The 23,776-nt window shown below is 68.7% G+C and carries 20 protein-coding genes; all 20 read left to right on the plus strand.

Translation table 11 applies throughout. The features are described from left to right. The first annotated feature begins 159 nt into the window (after positions 1 to 159). The 20 genes from AC07OC_RS18860 (at position 160) to AC07OC_RS18955 (ending at position 23,751) form a co-directional block, all read left to right on the plus strand. Entirely contained in the window at positions 160 to 2,070 is a 1,911-nt protein-coding gene (locus AC07OC_RS18860) for an NADH-ubiquinone oxidoreductase-F iron-sulfur binding region domain-containing protein (RefSeq protein ID WP_494601913.1), read from the plus strand. After that, positions 2,067 to 4,976, plus strand: a complete 2,910-nt coding sequence (fdhF, locus tag AC07OC_RS18865; protein ID WP_494601915.1) for a formate dehydrogenase subunit alpha — start codon at positions 2,067 to 2,069, stop codon at positions 4,974 to 4,976. Before AC07OC_RS18860 ends, fdhF begins: the two co-directional genes overlap by 4 nt. Positions 4,977 to 5,039: 63 nt before the next feature. After that, positions 5,040 to 5,627, plus strand: coding sequence for a DUF3305 domain-containing protein (locus AC07OC_RS18870; protein ID WP_218339528.1), 588 nt, complete (start codon positions 5,040 to 5,042; stop codon positions 5,625 to 5,627). Then, the gene (locus AC07OC_RS18875) at positions 5,620 to 6,339 is read left to right on the plus strand and encodes a DUF3306 domain-containing protein (RefSeq protein ID WP_494601917.1); all 720 of its coding nucleotides are present in this window, start codon (positions 5,620 to 5,622) and stop codon (positions 6,337 to 6,339) included. The genes AC07OC_RS18870 and AC07OC_RS18875 overlap by 8 nt, the downstream gene beginning before the upstream one ends. Further along, complete coding sequence (locus tag AC07OC_RS18880) at positions 6,299 to 8,374, plus strand: 4Fe-4S binding protein (protein WP_494601937.1); 2,076 nt, start codon at positions 6,299 to 6,301, stop codon at positions 8,372 to 8,374. Before AC07OC_RS18875 ends, AC07OC_RS18880 begins: the two co-directional genes overlap by 41 nt. 14 nt (positions 8,375 to 8,388) lie before the next feature. Continuing rightward, on the plus strand, positions 8,389 to 9,003 hold the full coding sequence (locus AC07OC_RS18885) for a TorD/DmsD family molecular chaperone (RefSeq protein WP_218339526.1): 615 nt from the start codon (positions 8,389 to 8,391) through the stop codon (positions 9,001 to 9,003). A 146-nt stretch (positions 9,004 to 9,149) separates the two neighbouring features. Next, positions 9,150 to 9,362: a formate dehydrogenase gene (locus tag AC07OC_RS18890; protein ID WP_218295862.1), complete on the plus strand. Its 213-nt coding sequence runs from the start codon at positions 9,150 to 9,152 to the stop codon at positions 9,360 to 9,362. Between the two features lie 13 nt (positions 9,363 to 9,375). Further along, a complete protein-coding gene (locus AC07OC_RS18895) occupies positions 9,376 to 12,342 on the plus strand; it encodes a formate dehydrogenase subunit alpha (protein WP_492253748.1) in 2,967 nt (988 codons plus the stop codon). Between the two features lie 112 nt (positions 12,343 to 12,454). Then, entirely contained in the window at positions 12,455 to 13,072 is a 618-nt protein-coding gene (gene fdh3B / locus AC07OC_RS18900) for a formate dehydrogenase FDH3 subunit beta (protein WP_218295860.1), read from the plus strand. Then, positions 13,069 to 13,305: a hypothetical protein gene (locus tag AC07OC_RS18905; RefSeq protein WP_218295859.1), complete on the plus strand. Its 237-nt coding sequence runs from the start codon at positions 13,069 to 13,071 to the stop codon at positions 13,303 to 13,305. Before fdh3B ends, AC07OC_RS18905 begins: the two co-directional genes overlap by 4 nt. Before the next feature lie 13 nt (positions 13,306 to 13,318). Beyond that, on the plus strand, positions 13,319 to 14,545 hold the full coding sequence (locus AC07OC_RS18910) for a formate dehydrogenase subunit gamma (protein WP_218295858.1): 1,227 nt from the start codon (positions 13,319 to 13,321) through the stop codon (positions 14,543 to 14,545). Between the two features lie 11 nt (positions 14,546 to 14,556). After that, positions 14,557 to 14,946 carry a hypothetical protein gene (locus AC07OC_RS18915; RefSeq protein WP_492807086.1) on the plus strand — a complete coding sequence of 130 codons (390 nt, stop codon included), beginning with the start codon at positions 14,557 to 14,559 and terminating at the stop codon, positions 14,944 to 14,946. 126 nt (positions 14,947 to 15,072) lie between these two features. Beyond that, positions 15,073 to 16,014, plus strand: a complete 942-nt coding sequence (locus AC07OC_RS18920; protein ID WP_494601920.1) for a formate dehydrogenase accessory sulfurtransferase FdhD — start codon at positions 15,073 to 15,075, stop codon at positions 16,012 to 16,014. A 98-nt stretch (positions 16,015 to 16,112) separates the two neighbouring features. Continuing rightward, positions 16,113 to 17,735: a C13 family peptidase gene (locus AC07OC_RS18925; protein WP_218339523.1), complete on the plus strand. Its 1,623-nt coding sequence runs from the start codon at positions 16,113 to 16,115 to the stop codon at positions 17,733 to 17,735. Between the two features lie 40 nt (positions 17,736 to 17,775). Further along, positions 17,776 to 20,295: an ABC transporter permease gene (locus AC07OC_RS18930; protein WP_218295854.1), complete on the plus strand. Its 2,520-nt coding sequence runs from the start codon at positions 17,776 to 17,778 to the stop codon at positions 20,293 to 20,295. Between the two features lie 72 nt (positions 20,296 to 20,367). Continuing rightward, positions 20,368 to 20,802: a group II truncated hemoglobin gene (locus AC07OC_RS18935; protein ID WP_494601922.1), complete on the plus strand. Its 435-nt coding sequence runs from the start codon at positions 20,368 to 20,370 to the stop codon at positions 20,800 to 20,802. A gap of 343 nt (positions 20,803 to 21,145) precedes the next feature. Further along, a complete protein-coding gene (locus AC07OC_RS18940) occupies positions 21,146 to 21,757 on the plus strand; it encodes a LemA family protein (RefSeq protein ID WP_218339521.1) in 612 nt (203 codons plus the stop codon). A gap of 25 nt (positions 21,758 to 21,782) precedes the next feature. Then, entirely contained in the window at positions 21,783 to 22,025 is a 243-nt protein-coding gene (locus tag AC07OC_RS18945; RefSeq protein ID WP_218366898.1) for a hypothetical protein, read from the plus strand. A gap of 31 nt (positions 22,026 to 22,056) precedes the next feature. Beyond that, positions 22,057 to 23,148, plus strand: a complete 1,092-nt coding sequence (locus AC07OC_RS18950; protein ID WP_218339519.1) for a M48 family metalloprotease — start codon at positions 22,057 to 22,059, stop codon at positions 23,146 to 23,148. A gap of 111 nt (positions 23,149 to 23,259) precedes the next feature. After that, the gene (locus AC07OC_RS18955; RefSeq protein ID WP_218295850.1) at positions 23,260 to 23,751 is read left to right on the plus strand and encodes a RidA family protein; all 492 of its coding nucleotides are present in this window, start codon (positions 23,260 to 23,262) and stop codon (positions 23,749 to 23,751) included. Positions 23,752 to 23,776: the final 25 nt, after the last annotated feature.

Here is a 23,776-nt window from a genome sequence, read left to right on the forward strand (position 1 = left end):
GGCCGCGCAGGGGACGGTCCGGGCTCATTTGTTTTTGTGATCGTCCCATGTGCGTAAGCAATTTGACGCCCCCGCGGGCCTCGTCGACACTGCGCTCGCCAGCCTGCGGTATGCAGGCGGCTTCATAACCACCGCTGCGCGCGACCACGATCCCGACCCATGAATCCTGCACCCGAAGCCCCCACCGTGGCCGCCGTGTCCGTCAACGACATGCGCGAGCGCATCCGCCGCAAGAGCCGCCTGAAAGGCCGCCAGCCCGAGGATGCCGCGCTGGCCGAGGTGGCGCAGCTGCTGGGGCCGCGCCCGGCCGATGGTTTTCGGCGCGATCTGCTCATCGAATACCTGCACCGGCTGAACGACCACTTTGGCGTGCTGCACGACCGCCACCTGGTGGCGCTGGCCAAGCAGCTCAACCGCCCCATGGCCGAGGTGTATGAAGTGGCCAGCTTCTACCACCACTTCGACATCGTGCGCGGCGAGGATGCCCAGGCCCCGCGCCTGGTGTTGCGGGTGTGCGACAGCCTGAGCTGCAGCCTGGCCGGCGCACATGAACTGCTGGCCGAGCTGCCCGGGCGCCTGCGCGCGATGAACCTTGGTGCAGGGCAGGGCGATGTGCAGGTGGTGGCCGTGCCCTGCGTGGGCCGCTGCGAGCAGGCGCCCGTGGCCGTGGTGCACCAGTGCCCGGTGCCACACGCCACGGTGGATGCCGTGCTGGACACCATCATTTCGAAGCCAAATCGGGCCCTGGCGCTTCATCCACAAGCGCTGGCAGCTATCAATTTTGATATTGCCGCGCTGGCCGAACACAGCGTGCCTGCGCAGCCAGACCCGGTCAGTCCCGCCCACACCGACCTCGCCACCTACCGCGCGCACGGCGGCTACCAGACGGCCGCCGCGCTGGTCAACGGCGAAATGGATGCCGAGGCAGTGCTCTCGGCCATGGAGAACTCGGGCTTGCGCGGCCTGGGCGGCGCAGGCTTTCCGGCGGGACGCAAATGGCGCATCGTGCGCGACCAGCCCGCGCCACGGCTGATGGCCGTCAACATCGACGAGGGCGAGCCCGGCACCTTCAAGGACCGCACCTACCTCGAACGCGACCCGCACCGCTTTCTGGAAGGCGTGCTCATCGCCGCCCAGGTGGTGGGCACCGAAGCCATCTACATCTACCTGCGCGACGAGTACCACGGCTGCCGCGCGCTGCTGCAGGCGGCGCTGCGGGATCTGCGCGCCGAACCGCCATGCCCCTTGCCGCACATCGAGCTGCGGCGCGGCGCGGGTGCCTACATCTGCGGCGAAGAGTCGGCCATGATCGAGAGCATCGAAGGCAAACGTGGCGAGCCCCGCATGCGCCCGCCCTACATCGCGCAGGTGGGCCTGTTCGGCCGGCCCACGCTGGAGCACAACTTCGAGACGCTGTACTGGGTGCGCGACATCGTCGAGCGCGGGCCGCAATGGTTTGCCAGCTTTGGCCGCCACGGGCGCAAGGGGCTGCGCAGTTTCAGCGTGAGCGGACGCGTGAAGCATCCCGGCGTCAAGCTCGCGCCTGCGGGCATCACGGTGCAGGAACTCATCGACGAATACTGCGGCGGCATGCCCGACGGCCACCAGCTGTATGCCTACCTGCCCGGCGGCGCGTCGGGCGGCATCCTTCCCGCCAGCCTGAGCAACCTCCCGCTCGACTTCGACACGCTGCAGCCCCACGGCTGCTTCATCGGCTCGGCCGCCGTCATCGTGCTCAGCCAGCACGACCGGGCGCGCGATGCGGCGCTGAACGTGATGCGCTTCTTCGAGCACGAAAGCTGCGGCCAGTGCACGCCCTGCCGCGTGGGCACGGCCAAGGCTGCGGTGTTGATGCGCGCCCCGCAGTGGGATGAAGAACTGCTCGACGACCTGGCCCAGGTGATGGGCGATGCATCGATCTGCGGCCTGGGCCAGGCGGCGCCCAACCCCATCCGCTGCATCCACAAATATTTTGCCCACGAGGTGGGCGAGGCGCCCTGGCCAGGCGACCTGCCCAGGCCGCGCAACAGCCCGCTCGCCGAGCAACTGCCCGGAGGACTACAGCCATGAGCGCCGTGTTGACATCCACGGCGGCGCGGCCTGGCGTGGCCTTCGAGTTGGACGGCCAGCCCGTCACCGCCCACGCCGGTGAAACCATCCTCAAAGCCGCGCAGCGCCATGGCGTGGACATTCCCCACCTCTGCTACACCGACGGCCTGCGCCCCGATGGCAATTGCCGCGCCTGCGTGGTCGAGATCGCCGGCGAGCGCACGCTCGCCCCCAGCTGCTGCCGCGCGCCGACCGAGGGCATGAAGGTGTCGGCCGCCAGCCCGCGCGCCCGCAAGAGCCAGCAGATGGTGGTGGAGATGCTGCTGTCGGACATGCCCGATGTGGGCTATCGCTGGAACGACGACCAATCAAATACTCCTGAATTGATAGCTGGTGGCGCTTATCCATCAATCGCTAGCGGCAAATTTGATTCAAATATTTCAGAAACGGTAGGCCAGCACGGCGAACTGAGCGAGTGGGCCGACCGCCTGGGCGTGGCCGTGCGCCCGGCCCTCAAGGCCCTGCGCCGCGAGCAGCCCGCGCCCGACCTGAGCCACCCGGCCATGGCGGTGAACCTGGACGCCTGCATCCAGTGCAACCGCTGCGTGCGCGCCTGCCGCGAGGAACAGGTCAACGATGTGATCGGCTACGCGCTGCGCGGCGCGCAGAGCAAGATCGTCTTCGACCTCGACGACCCCATGGCCGAGAGCACCTGCGTGGCCTGCGGCGAATGCGTGCAGGCCTGCCCCACGGGCGCGCTCAGTCCCAAGACGCACATCGGCCCGCAGGCGGTGGACCGCAAGGTCGATTCGGTCTGCCCGTTCTGCGGCGTGGGCTGCCTCATCACCTACAACGTGCGCGATGAAAAAATCATCAGCGTCGAGGGCCGCGACGGCCCGGCCAACCACGGCCGCCTGTGTGTGAAAGGGCGCTTTGGTTTCGACTACGCCCACCACCCCGACCGCCTGACGGTGCCGCTGATCCGCAAGAGCGGCGTGCCCAAGGAGGTGCGGCCCTACGGCGCCGACTGGCGCGATACCTTCCGCGAAGCGACCTGGGACGAGGCGCTCGGCCTGGCCGCCGGCACGCTCAGGTCGCTGCGCGACACGCACGGCCCCAAGGCGCTCGCAGGCTTTGGATCGGCCAAGGGCAGCAACGAAGAGGCCTACCTGTTCCAGAAGCTGGTGCGCACCGGCTTTGGCAGCAACAACGTGGACCACTGCACGCGGCTGTGCCACGCCTCCAGCGTGGCCGCGTTGCTCGAAGGTGTGGGCTCGGGCGCGGTGAGCAACCCGGTGAACGACGTGGAGCATGCCGGGCTGATCTTCGTGATCGGCTCCAACCCCACGGCCAACCACCCCGTGGCGGCCACCTGGATGAAGAACGCCGCGCAGCGTGGCGCGAAGATCGTGCTGGCCGATCCGCGCATCACCGACATCGGCCGCCATGCCTGGCGCACACTGCAGTTCAAGGCCGACACCGACGTGGCCATGCTCAACGCGCTGATCCACACGGTGATCGACGAAGGCCTGGTGGATGAAGCCTTCATCCGCGACCGCGCCAACAACTTCGAGGCCTTGAAGGCCAACGTGATGGGCTGCAGCCCCGAGGCCATGGCCCCGGTGTGCGGAATCCCGGCCGAGACGCTGCGCGAGGTGGCGCGGGCGTTTGCAAAAAGCAAAGCCTCGATGATTCTGTGGGGCATGGGCGTAAGCCAGCACGTGCACGGCACCGACAACGCGCGCTGTCTGATCGCGCTGTGCGCCGTCACCGGCCAGATCGGCAAGCCCGGCTCCGGCCTGCACCCGCTGCGCGGCCAGAACAACGTGCAGGGCGCGAGCGACGCGGGGCTGATCCCCATGATGTTCCCCAATTACCAGCGGGTGGACAACGCGGAGGCGCATGCCTGGTTCGAGGACTTCTGGGGCGCCCGGCTCGATGAGGCGCCGGGCTACACCGTGGTCGAGATCATGCACAAGGCCCTGGCCGACGACAGCGACCCGCACAAGGTGCGCGGCATGTACATCATGGGCGAGAACCCCGCCATGAGCGACCCCGACCTGAACCACGCGCGCCACGCGCTGGCCAGCCTGTCGCACCTGGTGGTGCAGGACATCTTTTTGACCGAGACCGCCTGGCTGGCCGACGTGGTGCTGCCCGCCAGCGCCTGGCCCGAAAAGACCGGCACCGCCAGCAACACCGACCGCATGGTGCAGATGGGCCGCCGCGCCCTGAACCCGCCCGGCGAAGCGCAGCCGGACCTGTGGATCATCCAGCAGATCGCCGCGCGCATGGGGCTTGGCTGGAACTACGAAGGCGAAGAGTCCGGCGTGGCCGCTGTCTACGACGAAATGCGCCAGGCCATGCACGCCAGCATCGAGGGCATCACCTGGGACCGCCTCGCGCGCGACTCCAGCGTGACCTACCCCTGCCTCACGGAGGGCGACCCGGGCCAGCCCATCGTCTTCACCGAAACATTCCCCACGCCCACGGGCCGCCTGCAGCTGGTGCCCGCCAGCGTGATCCCGGCGGCCGAAAAGCCCGATGCCGACTACCCCCTGGTGCTCATCACCGGCCGCCAGCTGGAGCACTGGCACACGGGCAGCATGACCCGGCGCAGCACGGTGCTCGACGCCATCGAGCCCATGGCCACCGCATCGCTGCATGGCGACGAACTGGCGCGGCTGGGCGTGGCGCCCGGGGCGCTGGTGGGCATCCGCTCGCGGCGCGGCATGGTGCAGGTGCGCGTGCGGCGGGACGACGGCACGCCGCGCGGCACCGTGTTCATGCCGTTTGCGTATGTGGAGGCGGCGGCCAACCTGCTGACCAACGCGGCGCTGGACCCGTTCGGCAAGATCCCCGAGTTCAAGTACTGCGCGGTGGCCGTCGAGCGGCTGGAGGTGGCGCAGGCCAATGCGCCGCACTGAGAACCCGCAAAGCCGCCTGGTTTTGCCTGAGCGCCGGCTGAGGGCGGAGTACAGTCAACGCCCATGACCGAACGCCCCCACACCGACGTTGCCGTGATCATGCGCTGCGAGCGCATCGACAACCGCTGGCAGCCCTGGCGCTGGTCGCTGGCCGAGGTGGTGATCAACGAGCCCACCTTCGGCACCGCGCCGCGCCGCCTGCTCAGCGACGAGCGCGAGCAGCGCTGGCTGTTCCCCGGCTTCGTGGTGGAGCTGTTCCGCGACGATGCCGAGGGGTACCACCTCAACCTCACCTCGCCGGCCCCGTGCTGGTTCGTGCTGTGGCGCCGCGATGAGGACACCGGCACGGGCGAGATCCCGCTGGCGCGCCCCGTGGCCGTGAGCCTGAGCTACCACGACGCCGGCCGCTGGCTGGACGCGCAGGAAACCGTGGAGCAGGTGCCCGCCCCGCCCGAGGTGCTGGAGGTGCTGCGCGCCTTCGTGGCCGAGCACTACCAGCCCGAGCCCAAGCGCAGGAAGCGCCCCGACAGCTTCCGCCCGCTGCAGGACCGTTTTGGCAACCCTGCGGCCGTTTCCACCGAGAAACAGCGCGGCGGCGGCGGGCGTGGTGGTGGTGGCGTCGTGGAGCAGGGAAGGGCAGACCGTGGCTGACGGATTCCTCGGGCGCTGGTCGCGCCGCAAGCAGGAGGTGCGCGAGGGCAAGCCGGTGGCAGACCCACCGCCCGCCGCCGCACTGCCCCCCGTGCCGGCGCAGGGCTTGCCCGTCACGGCAGCGGCGACGGGGCCGGCCGCCCATCCCCCAGCGGCGGACAACCCGCCGCCCGTCGACCCGGCGCCACCGCCGCCCACGCTGGCCGATGCCCAAGCGCTCACGCCCGCGTCCGACTTCAAGCCCTTCGTGCAGCGCGCGGTCTCGCCCGAGGTGCGCAACCTGGCGATGAAGAAGCTGTTCGCCGACCCGCACTTCAACGTGATGGACGGCCTGGACATCTACATCGGCGACTACACGCAGCCCGGTCCCTTGCCCGAGGGCATGCTGCGCAAAATGGCCAGCGCCCATGCCATGGGCTTCTTCGACCATGAAAAGCCCTCCCCGGACGCGGAGGGCGCTGCGGCAAAGCCCCCGGGTCCCGCTCAGCATCGGGATGATGCGGAGGCGCAAGAGGCCGCGGGCGTGGCACAGTCGGGGGTATGCACCGCTGTTCCTAGCGAGTCCTCCAGCGAGCCCGGCGCGCCCGCGCTGTCCCCCACCGGGACAGCCGACGCGCCAGCCAGCCAACCCGACCATGACCACGACGCTCATCTGCGACTGCAACCAGACGATGCCCCTCGACGCGAAGGCGTTGGGCGCGGCACTGCATGACGACCAGGGCCTGACCCTTCACTCCACGCTGTGCCGGCGCGAAGCCGGCGCTTTCCAGCAGGCCATCAAGACCGGCCAGGACGTGGTGGTGGCCTGCACGCAGGAGCAGCGCCTGTTCGCCGAGCTGGGCCAGCAGACCGAGGGCGCCATCTCCCCCCTCCGCTTCGTCAACATCCGCGAGACCGGCGGCTGGAGCCGCGATGCGAGCCAGGCCACCCCCAAGATCGCGGCGCTGCTGGCCGCCGCGCAGTTGCCCGAGCCCGCACCCGTGCCCACGGTCACGTTCAGGAGCGCAGGGCGCCTTCTGATCATCGGGCCGCTGGATGCGGCCGAGCGTGCGGCGGCCATGGTGTCCGACGTGCTGGAGGTGACGGTGTTCACCCAGGGCCCGGGCGCTGCGGGCGGCGCGCAGGCGCGGCGCTTTCCCGTGCTGGGCGGGCGCATCACAGGCCTCACGGGCTGGCTGGGCGCGTTCGATCTGCAATGGACGGCCGACAACCCCATCGACCTGGACCTGTGCACCCGCTGCAATGCCTGCGTGGCCGCGTGCCCCGAAAACGCCATCGGGCTGGACTACCAGATCGACCTGTCGGCCTGCCAGTCGCACCGCACTTGTGTGAAGGTCTGCCAGGTGGCGGGTGCCATCGACTTCACCCGCGAAGCCGCGCCGCACACCGAGCGCTTCGACATGGTGCTCGACCTGCGCGCCGCCACGGCCACGCCCACCTTCGTGCAGCACGCGCTGCCGCAGGGGTACTTCCGCTGGGACGGCCGCGACATCGCCACGCTGCTGCGCCTGCGCGAACTGGTGGGCGAGTTCGAGAAACCCAAGTTCTTTGCCTACAAGCAAAAGCTGTGCGCCCACAGCCGCAATGAAACCGTGGGCTGCAATGCCTGCGTGGACATCTGCTCGGCCGAGGCCATTGCCAGCGACAAGAGCCGCCAACAAATCAAGGTGAACCCGCATTTGTGCGTGGGCTGCGGTGCCTGCACCACGGTGTGCCCCACGGGGGCGCTGACCTATGCCTACCCCGGCGCCACGGACCAGGGTCTGAAGCTCAAGACGCTGCTGTCCACCTATGCCGCAGCCGGCGGCAAGGACGCGGTGGTGCTGCTGCACAGCCAGGAGCGCGGGCAGGCGCTGGTGGAGGAATTGGGCCGCGCGGCGCAACTCAAGGTGGCGCACGGCGTGCCGGCGCGGGTGATTCCGGTGGCGGTGTGGCACACGGCCAGCCTGGGCGTGGACCTGTGGCTGAGCGCCGTGGCTTACGGTGCCTCGCAGGTCGCGGTGCTGGTGACCGATGAAGAAGCCCCGCAGTACCTCGAAGGCCTGCAGGCGCAGATGGATGTGGCGCAGGCCATCCTGCGCGGGCTGGGCTACACGGGCAGCCACCTGCAGTTGGTCAAAGCGGTGCATCCCACGGCGCTCGATGCCGCGCTGCAGGCGCTGGGGCAGACCCGCCAGGCCACGCCCGCCGTGGCCGCGCGCTTCGCCGTGGCGCAGGAAAAGCGCAGCACGCTGGAGATGGCGCTGGACCATCTCATCGAACACGCGTCAGCCCCGGCCACGGTGCGGCCTGATGCCATTGCGCTGCCGGCCGCGGGCTCCCCGCTGGGCAGCATCCACGTGGACAAGGACCGCTGTACGCTGTGCCTGAGCTGCGTGAGCGCGTGCCCCGCCAGCGCCCTGCAGGACAACCCGCAACTACCCCAGTTGCGCTTCATCGAGAAGAACTGCGTGCAGTGCGGCCTGTGCGCCACCACCTGTCCCGAAGACGCGATCACCCTGCAGCCGCGCCTGCTGCTCACGCCCGAGCGCGCGCAGCTGCGCGTGCTCAACGAAGCCAAGCCCTGGGCCTGTGTGCGCTGCAGCAAGCCGTTTGGCACGGTCAAGGCCATCGAGGCCATGCTGGGCAAGCTCTCGGGCCACCCCATGTTCCAGGGCGAGGCGCTGGAGCGCCTGAAGATGTGCAGCGACTGCCGCGTGATCGACCTGTATTCCTCCCAAAGCGAAGCGAAAGTGACGGACCTGTGAGCGCCCAACCTTCAATGACCACCCCCGGCAGCTCGGCGCTGGACGAAGAAACCGCGCGCGCCGAGCTGTATGGCCTGCTGTCGCAGCTGTACTACGCGGCGCCCGGCCCCGAACTGCTGTCCGCCCTGCGCGTGGCCGTGACCGAGGCGCCCACCGCGGGCGGCTTTCTGCAGGAGCCCTGGCAGCAACTGGTGGGCGCGGCGCGCGCGCTGGACGATGCGGCCGTGGCGCTGGAGTTCGACCGCCTGTTCGGCGGCGTGGGCAAGCCCGAGGTCTACCTGTACGCATCGCACTACCTGAGCGGCTTCCTGAACGAAAAGCCCCTGGCCCGCCTGCGCACCGACCTGGCCCGCCTGGGTTTGGCGCGTGATGAGGCGGCCATGCCCGAGACCGAAGACCACATCGCCTACCTGTGCGAGGTGATGCGCTACCTGATTGCCGGTGACGAAGTGGCCGTGTGCAACCTGGCGTCCCAGCGCGACTTTTTTGCAACGCACCTGCAGCCCTGGACCGGGGCGCTGTGCGATGCGCTGGCGGCCCACCCCCAGGCCCGCCTGTATGCGGCGCTGGCCGCATTCACGCGGGCTTTCGTGGCCGTGGAGGCGCAGGGCTTCGACATGCTCGATTGAGCGGGGCGCGCTCGCGGCGTCTGGCCGGGCCGCTATAAAAGGTGAGTAACTTGGTGGGAGGTATTTGCCTCAATTGCAGTGTTGCACTCAGTGACATAGACTGTATGAACAGCCTTTCATAGCTGCCAGCCATTCTGGAGACAAGCATGCAGAACAGCCAACCCCCATCCTCGCGCCGCAGCTTCTTTGCCGGCGCCGCCACCGTCGGCGCCGCAGCGGCCGCCGTGATGGCCCTTCCCCAGGTGGCGCCGTCTTCCGATGCGGCAGTGTCCGCGCCCCCCCGCGTGGCGCCGGAGAAGGGCGGCGGGTACCACCTGTCCGCCCATGTGAAGCAGTACTACAAGACCACCCAACTCTGACGCGGGGCGCCCCATGTTGCTCACCAAGAAATCGCCGCACGCCGCGCCCGGCGCAGCCCCGGCATCTCCCTTTGTCCACAGCCTGCGCCGCGGTTTGTCGCAGGCCCTGCCCACCATGGACCGGCGCTCGTTCCTGCGCCGCTCGGGCCTGGGCGTCGGCGTCGGCATTGCCGCGTCGCAGCTGACCCTGGTCAAAAAGTCCAGTGCCGCCGAAGGCGCCAAGGTGGGCCTGGGCGACAGCAAGATCGAAGTGCGCCGCACCGTGTGCACCCACTGCTCGGTGGGCTGCGCGGTCGATGCGGTGGTCGAGAACGGCGTGTGGGTGCGCCAGGAGCCGGTGTTCGATTCGCCCATCAACCTGGGCGCGCACTGTGCCAAGGGTGCCGCGCTGCGCGAGCACGGCCACGGCGAGTACCGCCTGCGCTACCCCATGAAGCTGGTGAACGGCAAGTACGAGCGCATCAGCTGGGACACGGCGCTCAACGAGATCACCGCCAAGATGCAGGAGCTGCGCAAGGCCAGCGGCCCTGACAGCGTGTACTTCGTGGGCTCGTCCAAGCACAACAACGAGCAGGCCTACCTGCTGCGCAAGTTCGTGAGCTTCTGGGGCACCAACAACTGCGACCACCAGGCGCGCATCTGCCACTCGACCACGGTGGCCGGCGTGGCCAACACATGGGGCTACGGCGCCATGACCAATTCGTACAACGACATGCAGAACAGCAAGGTCGCCCTGTACATCGGATCCAACGCGGCCGAGGCCCACCCGGTGAGCATGCTGCACATGCTGCACGCCAAGGAAACCGGCTGCAAGATGATCGTGGTGGACCCGCGTTTCACCCGCACGGCCGCCAAGGCCGACGAATACGTGCGCATCCGTTCGGGCACCGACATCCCCTTCCTGTTCGGCCTGCTGTACCACATCTTCAAGAACGGCTGGGAAGACAAGAAGTACATCAACGACCGTGTCTACGGCATGGACAAGGTGCGCGAGGACGTGCTGGCCAAGTGGACGCCCGACAAGGTGCAGGATGCCTGCGGCGTGGGCGAGGCGCAGATGCTCAAGGTCGCCACCATGCTGCACGAGAACAACCCGGGCACCATCGTCTGGTGCATGGGCCAGACGCAGCACTCCATCGGCAATGCGATGGTGCGCGCATCGTGCATCCTGCAGCTGGCACTGGGCAATGTGGGCAAGACCGGCGGTGGCACCAACATCTTCCGGGGCCATGACAACGTGCAGGGCGCGACCGACGTGGGCCCCAACCCCGATTCGCTGCCCGGCTACTACGGCCTGGCCGAAGGCTCCTGGAAGCACTTCGCGGCGGTGTGGGGCGTGGATTTCGAATGGATCAAGAAGCAGTACGCCTCGCCCGCGATGATGACCAAGAGCGGCATCACGGTGTCGCGCTGGATCGATGGCGTGCTGGAGAACAACGAGCTCATCGACCAGGACTCCAACCTGCGCGGCGTGTTCTTCTGGGGCCACGCGCCCAACTCGCAGACGCGGGGCCTCGAGATGAAGCGGGCCATGGACAAGCTGGACCTGCTGGTGGTGGTGGATCCGTACCCCTCGGCCACGGCGGCCATGGCCGCGATGCCCGGCAAGGCCGAGGACCTCAACCCCAACCGCGCCGTGTACCTTCTGCCCGCGGCCACGCAGTTCGAGACCAGCGGCTCCTGCACGGCCTCGAACCGTTCGCTGCAGTGGCGCGAGAAAGTGATCGATCCGCTGTGGGAGAGCCGCTCCGACCACATGATCATGCACCAGTTCGCCGAGAAGCTGGGCTTTGCCACCGAGCTCTCCAAGAACTACAAGATGCAGAAGGTCAAGGGCATGGACGAGCCCGTGCCCGAGGACATCCTGCGCGAGATCAACAAGAGCGTGTGGACCATTGGCTACACCGGCCAGAGCCCCGAGCGCCTGAAGGCGCACATGAAGAACATGCACGTGTTCGACGTGAAGACCCTGAAGGCCAAGGGAGGCAAGGACAAGGACACCGGCTACGACTTCACGGGCGACTATTTCGGCCTGCCCTGGCCCTGCTACGGCACGCCCGAGCTCAAGCACCCCGGCTCGGCCAACCTGTACGACACCTCCAAGCACGTGATGGATGGCGGCGGCAACTTCCGCGCCAACTTCGGTGTGGAAAAGGACGGCCAGAACCTGCTGGCCGAGGACGGCTCGCACTCGCTGGGCAGCGAGATCACCACGGGCTACCCCGAGTTCGACCATGTGCTGCTCAAGAAGCTGGGCTGGTGGGACGACCTCACCGACGCCGAGAAAACCAAGGCCGAGGGCAAGAACTGGAAGACCGACCCGACGGGCGCGATCATCCGCGTGGCGATGAAGCATGGCTGCCATCCCTTTGGCAATGCCAAGGCGCGCGCGGTGGTGTGGAACTTCCCCGACGCCATTCCGCAGCACCGCGAGCCGCTGTACGGCACCCGCCCGGACCTTGTCGCCAAATACCCCACCCATGACGACAAGAAGGCGTTCTGGCGCATGCCCACGCTCTACAAGAGCCTTCAGGACAAGAACGTGGCCGACAAGGTGCACGAGAAATTCCCGCTCATCCTGAGCTCGGGCCGACTCGTGGAATACGAAGGCGGCGGCGAGGAAACCCGCTCCAATCCCTGGCTGGCGGAGCTGCAGCAGGAATCGTTCGTCGAGATCAACCCCAAGACGGCGGCGGATCGCGGCATCCGCAACGGCGAGCGCGTGTGGCTCAGTTCCCCCACGGGTGCGCGGCTCAATGTGCAGGCGCTCGTCACCGAGCGCGTGGCGCCCGACACGGTATGGATGCCGTTTCACTTCTCGGGCCGCTGGCAGGGCGCCGACATGCTGGCGTACTACCCCAAGGGCGCGGCGCCCGTGGTGCGCGGCGAGGCCGTGAACACGGCCACCACCTATGGCTACGACAGCGTGACCATGATGCAGGAAACCAAGACCACGATCTGCAACGTGGAACGCGCCTGAAGACATGGCCCCCACGCTTGTCACTTTGTGTACTGCGCTGCCCCCCGAGGGGGCCGCGTTTTGCCTTGGGGCGGCCCGGCGGCAAAACCTGAATCGCTGATTGGAGACAGCAATGGCACGAATGAAATTCATCTGTGACGCAGAGCGCTGCATCGAATGCAACGGCTGCGTGACCGCCTGCAAGAACGAGCACGAGGTGCCGTGGGGCGTGAACCGCCGCCGCGTGGTCACGCTCAACGACGGAGTGCCCGGCGAGAAGTCCATCTCGGTAGCCTGCATGCACTGCAGCGACGCACCCTGCATGGCCGTGTGCCCCGTCAACTGCTTCTACCGCACCGAAGAAGGCGTGGTGCTGCACGACAAGGATGTGTGCATCGGCTGCGGCTACTGCAGCTACGCCTGCCCGTTCGGTGCGCCGCAGTTCCCGTCGCAGGGCACCTTCGGCGTGCGCGGCAAGATGGACAAGTGCACCTTCTGCGCCGGGGGGCCCGAGGACCACGGCAGCCAGGCCGAATTCGACAAGTACGGCCGCAACCGCCTGGCCGAGGGCAAGCTCCCGGCCTGCGCGGAGATGTGCTCCACCAAGGCCCTGCTGGCCGGCGACGGCGATGTGGTGGCCGACATCTTCCGCAACCGCGTGGTGCAGCGCGGCAAGGGCGCCGAAGTGTGGGGCTGGGGCACGGCCTACGGTTCGCAGCAGGCCGGCCAGCCTGCGGGGGGCAAGTCATGAAGCGGCTTCCCCTTCTTGTTGTTCTTGCAGCGGCAGGGGCTGTCGCGGCCCTCGCCGGTTGCGGCGAAAAACCCCAGACGGGCGCGGGCATCCGCAGCGACGCGCCGCCATATGCCGGCACGGGCAGCAACTTCACCCAGCCTGGCTGGAAGGCCGGGGACAAGGCCGGCTGGGAAGCGCAGCTCAAGGCGCGCCAGCAGTACGGCCAGAACGAATACACCCGCACCAAGTGAAGCGAGGTTCACCATGAAACACATCGTGTGTGCCTTGGTCGTGGCGGCGGGTGTGGCCTGGGGGCCCGCGGGTGCCCAGGCGCCAGCGGCGCCCGATGCGGGCACGGCCGCAGCGCCGGCCACGGCCGCAGCGGTGGCGCCGCAAGCACCCGGCGGCATCCAGGGCCAGAACATTTTCGAGGTCAAGCCGGATGCCAGCGCGGACCCCAAGTACGCCGGGCAGACCAACGGCGAGCGTGCCAAGGTGCAGCCTGGCAACAATGCGCCCATGTGGCGCCAGGTGGGGCAGGGCGTGACGGGCTACAGCAGCCTGCCCAAAACGCAGGCGCCCGAGGCGGGCAACCTGATCCAGCCCTTCGTGCAGTATCCCGGCTCGCGTTTCACCAATGCGGGTGAGGCCTGGCGGCAGGTGCGCAACCACTGGATCATTCCCTATGGCGCGGCGCTGTTCGCCATCGTGCTGCTGGCGCTGGGCATCTTCTACTTCGTCAAGGGCCCGCTGGGGCATGACCATCCCGAGGGCGCCGGCACCCGCCGCATCGAGCGTTTCACGCCCTTCGAACGGGCGGCGCACTGGTCCAATGCGTTCGCCTTCTGCACGCTGGCCCTCTCCGGCATCGTGATGGCCTTTGGCAAGTTCTTCCTCCTGCCCGTCCTGGGTGCCTCGCTGTTCGGATGGATCACCTATGCGCTCAAGAATGTGCACAACTTCATGGGCCCGTTGTTCGCCGTGTCGCTGCTCGTGATCATCCTCACCTTCGTCAAGGACAACATTGCCAACCGCGCGGACTTCGTGTGGCTGTCCAAGGGTGGCGGCATGCTGGGCGGTGACCACCAGGTTCCCTCCCACCGCTTTAACGCGGGCGAGAAGGGCCTGTTCTGGTGGGGCATCACCATCCCTGGCATCCTTGTGGTGGCCACGGGCCTGGTGCTCGACAAGCTCATCCCCGGCTTTGGCGACGTGCGCGGCGACATGCAGATCGCCCACATGGTCCATGCCTCGCTGGCCATCTGGATGATGGCGCTGATCTGCGGACACATCTACATGGGCACGGTGGGCATGCGCGGCGCCTACAAGGCCATGAAGACGGGCTACGTGAGCGAGGCCTGGGCCCGGGAGCACCATGAGCTCTGGTATGACGACGTCCAGGCGGGCAAGATTCCCCGCCAGCGCAGTGCCAGCACCCCGGGGGGCGATGCTGCCGCAGCGCCATCGGCAGGCCAACCCGCACAGGTATGAGGTACCGCACCATGACGCATCTTTTCCGTTCCTCGCTCCTGGCCGTGTGCGCGGCCAGTTCCTGCATGCTGGCGGTGGCCAAGCTTCCCGCGCCATCGCCCGAGGCCGCGGCCAAGGCCGCCGAAGCCGCCGCCAAGACGGCCTGGGCGGGCAAGGTGGACAACTACAAGCTGTGCCTGGCCCAGGACCGCGTGGCGGCCCACTATCGCAAGACCAGCCCAGCCGCCAAGCCCGCCACGGCCACCAGTGCCGCCGCATGCACCGACCCCGGACCGTTCGCGTACACGCCGCCGGAGGCCAAGCCCCTGGAGGCCTCTGGCGCCCATTCGCCGCCTGGCACGGCGAGCAGCCCGCCCAGCACGTCGACGCCCGCGGCGGCGGCATCGGCCCCCAAGTCCTGAAGGCGGGCCCGGCGGCTGGCGCTCAGCCTCTTCCCAGGGGGCTCCGCGCCCCTGCCCCGGGCAGGACACCATGAGGCATTGCGGCCCCGGGCTGCGGCGCGCACGGAGCCTGCGTATAGTCCGGCCATGACTTCCCGCACCGCCACGGACCTCGCCACCCCGCCATTGCCGCGCCTCACGCAGGCCCAGGCACCGCTCATCCATGGGGTCGAGGTGGTCAATGAACTGGGTGAACGGGAGCAGGTGTCCATTCCCGCCGAGCGGCCGCTCACCGTGTATGTGGACAAGCGCGAGCTGGTCACGCTGATGACGCTGGGCGCTCAGCCTGAGCTCCTGGTGCTGGGCTACCTGCGCAACCAGCGGTTGGTGGAGTCCGTCTTCGACATCGAATCCGTCACCGTCGACTGGGAGGTCCACGCCGCCGCCGTGCGCACGCGCCACGGCATCGCGCGCATCGAGGAGCGGACGGCCAGCAAGGTGGTGACCACCGGCTGCGGGCAGGGCAGCGTGTTTGGCGGGCTGATGGATGAGGTGGACCGGATCGCGCTGCCCGAGGCGCGCCTCACCCAGGCCCAGCTGTATGGCATCGTGAACGCCATCCGCATCAAGGAGACCACGTACAAGTCCGCGGGCTCCGTGCATGGCTGCGCGCTGTTCCAGGGGGAGGAACTGCTCACTTTCGTGGAAGACGTGGGGCGCCACAATGCCATCGATACCATCGCGGGCTGGATGTGGATGAACCCCGAGGCGCCGGCCCGCACCGGTGGCGGGCCCTCCGCGGGGGGGCATGTGCCGATGTCGGGCTCGGACAAGGTCTTCTACACCACAGGCCGCCTCACGAGCGAGATGGTCATCAAGTCGGCCCAGATGGGCGTGCCCATCGTGGTGTCGCGCAGCGGCATGACGCAGATGGGCCATGCCGTGGCCCAGCAGCTGGGCCTGTGCGCCATCGGGCGCGCCACCAACCGCCGCTTCGTCTGCTACAGCGGGGTGCACCGGCTGGTGCTGCAGCCTGAACTGGCGCGGGTGCCTGCCATGGCGCCGGCGGCGTCCGCCAGCGCGGCCTGAGAGGCACTTTCGGGGGTATCTCGCGGCGGTCCGCCCCGGTTCCCCTGCGCATGTTCCCCGGCCCCCGGGCCGTCATCCCGCGGTGGCATGATGCGCGCATGCAAGACCTGAACGCCAAGGGCGCCTGGGCCGATACCCAACCGAGCCAGTGGGCCCCCGAACCCGCCAAGATCGAAATCCCGCTGGATGAGGGGCTGCCCCCCGGTGCGCCCGCCACTGCGCCGGCGGCGGCCTCGGCCGGGGCGCCTGCCCCTCTTCGCCTGCCCCTGGGAGCCTGGGTCCGCGAGGGCCTGCGGGCCACGCTGTTCCTGCCGCCCCGCACGGGGGCCGCGGTTCCCACCCCGTGGCAATTGATCGTTCTGGTGCTGCTCGGTGGCGCGCTGCTGGTGGGGGCGGCGCGGTTCCAGGTGGCAGGGCCCGCCCAGTTCAGCCTGCGGGGCTGGCTCGCGCCGATGTGGAGCGGCCTGGCGCTTCTGTGGCTGGCCTGGTGGGCCATGGCACCCGCGCAGCGCCTTGCGGCCGGCGCGCCGGCCCCGGAGGGCGCGCCAACGGGCGGGCTCGCCGCCTGGTATGTGTTGTCGGCGTGGGCTCCGCTGGTGCCCCTGCTCGTGCTGTATGCCCTGCTGGGTGCCACCGTCCACCGGCCCGCGCTGTGGGTCGGGAACACGGCCGGAATCGTTTTCTGGACTGCCTACGGCGTGCTGACGGCGTGGGTTCTGGCGGCGCTGGTCGTGGTGAGCGCGCGCTTCATCCGCTCGCGCCTGCGCACCGCAGTGTTCGCGGTGTCGATGGCGGCGGTCATCGGGGTGGGCATGTGGCAGTTCCAGGACCAGCCCTGGGAGCTGGACGGTGCGGCCCTGGCGGCGGCGCAGGCCGCCGAGGAGGGCCCCGAACCCGCGCAGCTGACCTTGTCGCAGCCGGTGTTCGAGGCGCAGCAGGCGCTGTGGGAGCGCCAGGTGCAAGCGCTGGCGGCCCAGCGGGACGGGGTGGTGGATGTCTACGGCCTCGTGTTCGCTCCCTATGCCGAAGAGAACGTGTTCCGGCGCGAAAGCACCATGGTCAGCACGCTGCTGCAGGAACGGTTCGACGCGCACGGCCGCGTGATCCACCTGCTCAACCATGCCGAGACCGCCGACACCCACGTCTGGGCGACGCCGCAGAACCTGCAGCGCGCCATTTCGGCCCTGGGTGCGCGCATGGACCGCGACCATGACCTGCTGGTGATCTACATGACCTCGCACGGCGCGCGCAACCACGAGCTGGCGGCATCGCACGGACCGCTGCAGGTGCAGCCCGTCACGCCGGAAATGCTGCGCGCCGCGCTGGACGAAGCCGGCATCCGCCACCGCGTGATCGCGGTGTCGGCCTGCTACTCCGGCGGCTGGATCGGGCCCCTGGCCACCGATGGCACGCTCATCATGACGGCCGCCGACGCCACCCACACATCGTATGGCTGCGGCACGCGGTCCGAGCTCACGTTCTTCGGCCGCGCGGTGTTCAACGAGCAACTGCGCCAGACCCATTCATTCACCGAGGCCTTTGCCAAGGCCGTGCCGCTGATCGCGCAGCGCGAGGTGGAGGCCGGCAAGACCGACGGATTCTCCAACCCCCAGATCCACGTGGGCACACAGATCCAGCCCGTGCTGGAGGCGCTGCAAGCGCGCCTGGACGCGGGTGCCCCCGGTGGCGCGGCGCCGGCGGCCGGCGACGCAAAGCCCTGAACAGCGCCAGAGCGCTCCGTTTGCGCTAAGGTTCCGTGCCATGAACCTGTCTTTTCTGCGCCTTGGCTGGCGCACCCTGGCCCGCGACCTGCGCGCGGGCGAACTGCGCCTGCTCATCGTGGCGGTCACGCTGGCGGTGGCGGCGCTCACGTCCGTGGGGTTTTTCGCCGACCGCCTTCAGGGCGGCCTGCAGCGCGATGCGCTGCAGCTGCTGGGCGGCGATGCCGTGGTGGCCAGCGACAACCCCACGCCAGCGGCGTTCGTCGAGCGGGCCGCGGCCCTGGGCTTGCAGGCGGTCACCACGGTGGGCTTTCCCACCATGGGCCGGGCCAGCGATGCGCAGGGCGGTGCCAGCAAGCTGGTGGCCCTCAAGAGCGTGCCGCCGGGCTACCCGCTGCGCGGCAGCCTCAAGGTGGCTGACGCGCCGGGGGCGCTCGACCAGCCCACCCGCGACATCCCTGCCCGGGGCGAGGCGTGGGTGGATGCTCCCCTGCTCGAATCGCTGAACCTGGCCATGGGCGACATGCTGTTGCTGGGCGATGCGCAGCTGCGCATCGCGCGCATCATCGTGATCGAGCCCGACCGGGGCGCGGGCTTCATGAGCTTTGCCCCGCGCGTGATGGTGAACGATGCCGACCTGCCCGCCACCGGCCTGGTGCAGCCGGCCAGCCGCCTCACCTACCGCTTCGCCGTCATCGGGCCGGGCCCCGCGGTCAAGGCCTTCAGCGAATGGGCCGTGGCGGAGGCCAAGAAGCCCGAGGTGCACGGGGTGCGGGTGGAATCCCTCGAAAGCGGCCGCCCCGAGATGCGCCAGACGCTGGACCGGGCGCAAAAGTTCCTGAGCCTCGTGGCGCTGCTCGCGGCGCTGCTGTCGGCCGTGGCCGTGGCGCTGGCCGCGCGCGGTTTCGCGGCAGAGCACCTGGATGCCTCGGCCATGCTGCGGGTGCTGGGGCAGAGCCAGCGCACCATCGCGGGCGCCTACACGGCCGAATTCGCTCTCGTGGGCCTGTTCGCCAGTTCGCTGGGCGTGGCGCTGGGCTATCTGGTGCACTACGCCTTCGTGCTGCTGCTCGCGGGGCTGGTCGAGTCAGCCCTGCCGCCGCCCAGCCTGTGGCCCGTGGCATTTGGCCTGGGCATGGGGCTCACGCTGCTGTTCGCCTTCGGCCTGCCGCCCGTGCTGCAGCTGGCCCAGGTGCCGCCCCTGCGCGTGATCCGGCGCGACGTGGGCGGGCTCAAGCCCGCGTCGCTGGCGGTGCTGGGCATCGGCATCGCCGGTTTCGCGGCCTTGCTGCTGACGGTCAGCAGCGACATCAAGCTGGGGCTGATTGCCGTGGGCGGCTTTGCCGGCGCGGTGGCCCTGTTTGCGGGGCTGTCGTGGGTGGCGGTGAAGCTGCTGCGCAAGAGCGTGAACGAGGCCACCGCCCCGCGCTGGCTGGTGCTGGCCACGCGGCAGATCTCCGCGCGCCCCGCCTACGCCGTGGTGCAGGTGAGCAGCCTGGCCGTGGGCCTGCTGGCGCTGGTGCTGCTGGTGCTGCTGCGCACCGACCTGGTGGACAGCTGGCGCAAGGCCACGCCCCCCGATGCGCCCAACCGCTTCGTCATCAACGTGATGCCCGACCAGTCCGATGCGTTCCAGCAGGCCCTCAAGGACGGCGGCGTGGCCCGGTACGACTGGTATCCCATGATCCGTGGCCGCCTGCTGGCCGTGAACGGCAAGCCCGTGGGCCCCGACAGCTATACCGACGACCGCGCCAAGCGCCTCGTCGACCGGGAGTTCAACCTTTCCAACGCCACCGAACCACCCCCCCACAACCAGATCGTGGCCGGCCAGTGGCGCCAGGGCGAGGAAGGTGCCATCAGCGTCGAGGAGGGCATTGCCGAGACCCTGGGCCTGCAGATGGGCGACCGGCTGCTGTTCGACATGGGCGGCGTGCAGAACGAGGCGCGCATCACCAGCCTGCGCAAGGTGGACTGGGGGTCGATGCGGGCCAACTTCTTCGTGATGTACCCCGTGGCCAGCGTCAAGGACGTGCCGGTCACCTACCTGGCGGCGTACCGCGCCCCCGAGACCAACGGCTTCGACAACGCCCTGGTGCGCCAGTTTCCCAACATCACCAACGTGGACATGGGCGCCACCATCACCCAGGTGCAGCGCGTGCTGGACCAGGTGATCCGCGCGGTGGAATTCCTGTTTGCCTTCACGCTGGCCGCCGGGCTGGTGGTGCTGTTCGCGGCCGTCACCGCCACGCGCGAGGAGCGCGCCCGCGAGTACGCCATCATGCGCGCCGTGGGCGCGCGCGCCAGCCTGCTGCGGCAGGTGCAGCGCGCCGAGCTGGTGGGCGTGGGCCTGCTCGCGGGCTTCCTGGCCAGCGCCGTGGCCGTGGGCGTGGGCTGGGCGCTGGCGCGCTTCGTGTTCGACTTCACCTGGACGGCCGCGCCCTGGGTGCCCCTGGCGGGCGCCGTGGCGGGTGCGGTGCTGGCGCTGGCCGCGGGCTGGTGGGGCCTGCGCGAGGTGCTGGTGCGCCCCGTGGTGGACACGCTGCGCCGTTCGGCGGAATAGGCTGCGTGTCGATTGCTACTCATTTGATAGCTTCCAGCGCTTTATAGGAAAGCGCTGGGGCCAGTTTTTTATATGAATTCCGACGTTCCCAAAGACACCGGCGCCGGCGCAGAAACCGCCACCGCAACCACCCCCTTCGACTGGATCGGTGGCGAAGACCGCGTGCACGCCCTCACCGAACGCTTCTACGACCTGATGGATCTGGAGCCCGGTTACGCCGAACTGCGTGCAGCCCACGGCAGCGACCTCGTGCAGGCGCGGCAAAAACTCTTCTGGTTCTTGTGCGGCTGGCTGGGTGGACCTGACCACTACCAAAGCCGCTTCGGCCACCCGCGACTGCGCATGCGGCACATGCCGTTTTCCATCGGCATCCAGGAGCGCGACCAGTGGGTGGCCTGCATGGACCAGGCCATGGGCGAGACGGGCGTGCCCGAGGCGCTGCGCGCGCGCCTGAAGGAGAGCTTCATGGGCACGGCCGACTGGATGAGGAATCGGGGCACCCCCTGAGCGGCTACGCCGCCTCCCCCTCAAGGGGGACGCACCCGGTGGACTGGCAAAGCCAGATCTACGGGTGCACTGGCGGGGCTGCTGTCTTTGCAGGCTGTGGGGTGGGGTGGCAACCCTTGAGCGGCTGGGCCGTGTCCCTCGCAGCCTGTGGATGGGCCCGGTGTGCGCTCATAGCATCGATTGCTCTGTTTTTGATAGCTGCTAGCGTTTGGGGGTAAAGCGTTGCAGGCTGTTTTGATGCTTAAATCCCTACCCGCTGAAATGTATGAAGCCTTTGGGCCAGGCGCGCCACTAAGATGCGCCCAGCATCCATTCATTCAATTCACAACAAGGAGGGTGGGACATGTCAGCTACTGCTTGGATCGTTCTGGGCCTGGTCGCCGTGCTGGCGGTGTGGGCCGTCACTGTGTACAACCGGCTGGTGCAGCTGCGCAACCGCATCGCCAATGCGTTCGGCCAGATCGACGTGCAGCTCAAGCGCCGCCATGACCTGGTGCCCAACCTGGTCGAAGTCGCCAAGGGCTACCTCAGCCACGAGGCCGCCACGCTCGAAGCCGTCATCCAGGCGCGCGGCCAGGCGCAGGGCGCTGCCGCCGCTGTGCGGGCAGAGCCTGGCAGCGCCAACGCCATGGGCGCGCTCGCAGCCGCCGAGGGCATGCTGGGCAGCAGCCTGGGACGCCTGATGGTAGTGGCTGAGGCGTATCCCGAACTCAAGGCCGACGCCACCATGCAGTCGCTGTCCGAAGAGTTGACCAGCACCGAAAACCGCCTGGGCTTCGCGCGCCAGGCGTACAACGACCAGGCGCTGGAATTCAACGACGCGGCGGCGCAGTTTCCTGAACTGGTCGTGGCGCGCCTGCTGGGCTTTCCCACCGTGCCCATGCTCGAATCCACGCGCAGCGAAGAAGAGCGTGCCGCTCCTAAGGTCAGGTTCGGAACCAACGATGCCACATAGTGCGCCCCTATCTTTGGGCGAAAAGTTGGGGTACTGGATCTGCATCGCGATACTTGCCGCCCTTGCCGCGATGAGCTCACTGGTGGTCGCGCACGACGTCATTGAAGGCGCGGTGCAGCAGTTCTCCAAATACGGGAACGGGCGCGTCTACCACCTGAGTGAAGATCCCGGCGGATTTTTTGGTGCGATCGCTGGGCACGTTCTGTTTAGCGGAATGTTCTGGTGGTTTGCGTTTTGGGTGTGGAATTGGAGGATTCGCGGTAAATAGGTATCTGGTACCGCTAATCGATGCCCTCGCCATGAAATTCTGGGATCACCAAGACAACGCGCGCAGCGAGACGCGCCGCCTGCTGCTGGGCTTTGCGCTGGCGGTGGCGGTGCTGATCGCCGCCGTGCATGCGGCCCTGGCCCTGGCCTGGCTGCTGATGGCGGCCATGCTGCCGGGGCGGTTGCCGTTTCCGCAGGGTTTTCTGGCGGCTAACGTGGGCGTTTCGCTCCTGCTGGTGCTGGGCGGCTGGTGGGTCGAGACCTCCAACCTGCGCGCGGGCGGTGTCAAGCTGGCCCGGCGCGTGGGCGCGCGCGAGTTGCGGCCTTCGCTCTCGCATGCCGAGCAGCGCCTGTCCAACATCGTGGATGAACTCTGCATCGCGGCCCACATGCCGCGCCCCGAAATCATGGTGATGCCGCGCACCGATGCGATCAACGCGTTTGCCGCCGGCTGGGACGAGAGCGACGCCGTGATCGCCGTGACGCAGGGCGCGCTCGACTACCTGAACCGCGAGGAGATGCAGGGCATGGTCGCCCACGAGCTCTCGCACCTGCACGAAGGCGACACGCGCATGAAGATGCAGCTGGCGGGCATGGTGTTCGGACTGGAGCTGGTCTACAACTTCGGCGACACGCTGCGCGAGCGGCGGGGGCTGGCGTGGTGGTTCGGCTCGGCCATCATGCTGGCGGGCTTCGCGGGCTGGATCACCGGCCGCATGCTCAAGGCGGCCGTGTCGCGCCAGCGCGAGTACCTGGCCGACGCGCGCGCCGTGCAATGGACGCGCAGCAAGGACGGCCTGGGCGGCGTGCTGCGCAAGGTCATGGCCCAGCGCCGGGATACCCCGCGCGGCTATGAACAGCACAGCCACAGCGGCCTGAACCATCCTTCGGTGCAGCACATGCTGCTGGTGGACGTGGAAGGCGGCGGCAGGATGGAGCACTGGCTCGATTCCCACCCCACGCTGCAAGAGCGCGTGCAGCGCGTCTACGGCCGGCGCATGTCGCCGCTGAAGGTGGCACCGGTCACCGCAGCCCCCGAGCCGGCAGGGCGCCCGCAGGGCGTGGGCCAGCCGGCCGGCGTGACGATCGCCTCGCTGGTGGACCCGTTCGCGCGGCATATGTGAAGCCCCTGTGCCGCCTTCCCCCGGAGGGCGGCGCGCCCGCTGGCCTGGCAACGCCAGGGGCTGCCTGCCGGGTGGCATAGTGGAGGCATTTCACCCGGCGAGGTTTTTTTCATGTCCCGTGACGCCCGTTTTCAGGAACAAGCCCAGGCCCTCGGCTACAGCTTTGACGGCGAGATCAAGATCGGGGGCAACTACGTGCCCCTGGTGCGCGACGGCCACCACGTCTACCTGAGCGGGCAGATCCCCCGCGTGGGCGATACCGTGGTGGCCACGGGGGCGGCCGGCGCCGGCGCCACCCTGGCCCAGGCGCAGGCAGGGGCCAAGGTGTGCGCCCTGCGCGCCCTGGCCTTGCTGCAGCGTGCGCTGGGCTCTCTGGACGCCGTGCAGTCGGTGCTGCGCATCACCGTGTATGTGCAGTCGGCGCCCGGGTTCACGCAGCAAAGCGAGGTGGCCGACGGCGCCTCTGAAATCCTGTTCGCCGTGCTGGGCGAGGCGGGCGCCCACACCCGCACCTCGGTGGGGGTGCTGCAACTGCCCAAGAATGCGACGGTGGAGGTGGACCTGATCGCCTCCGTGGCCACGCCGGCGCCGCCGCGCGCCTGACCCGGCCGCGTGCTCCACCCAGGCA

The organism is Acidovorax sp. GW821-FHT10E04 (genome assembly GCF_059415185.1).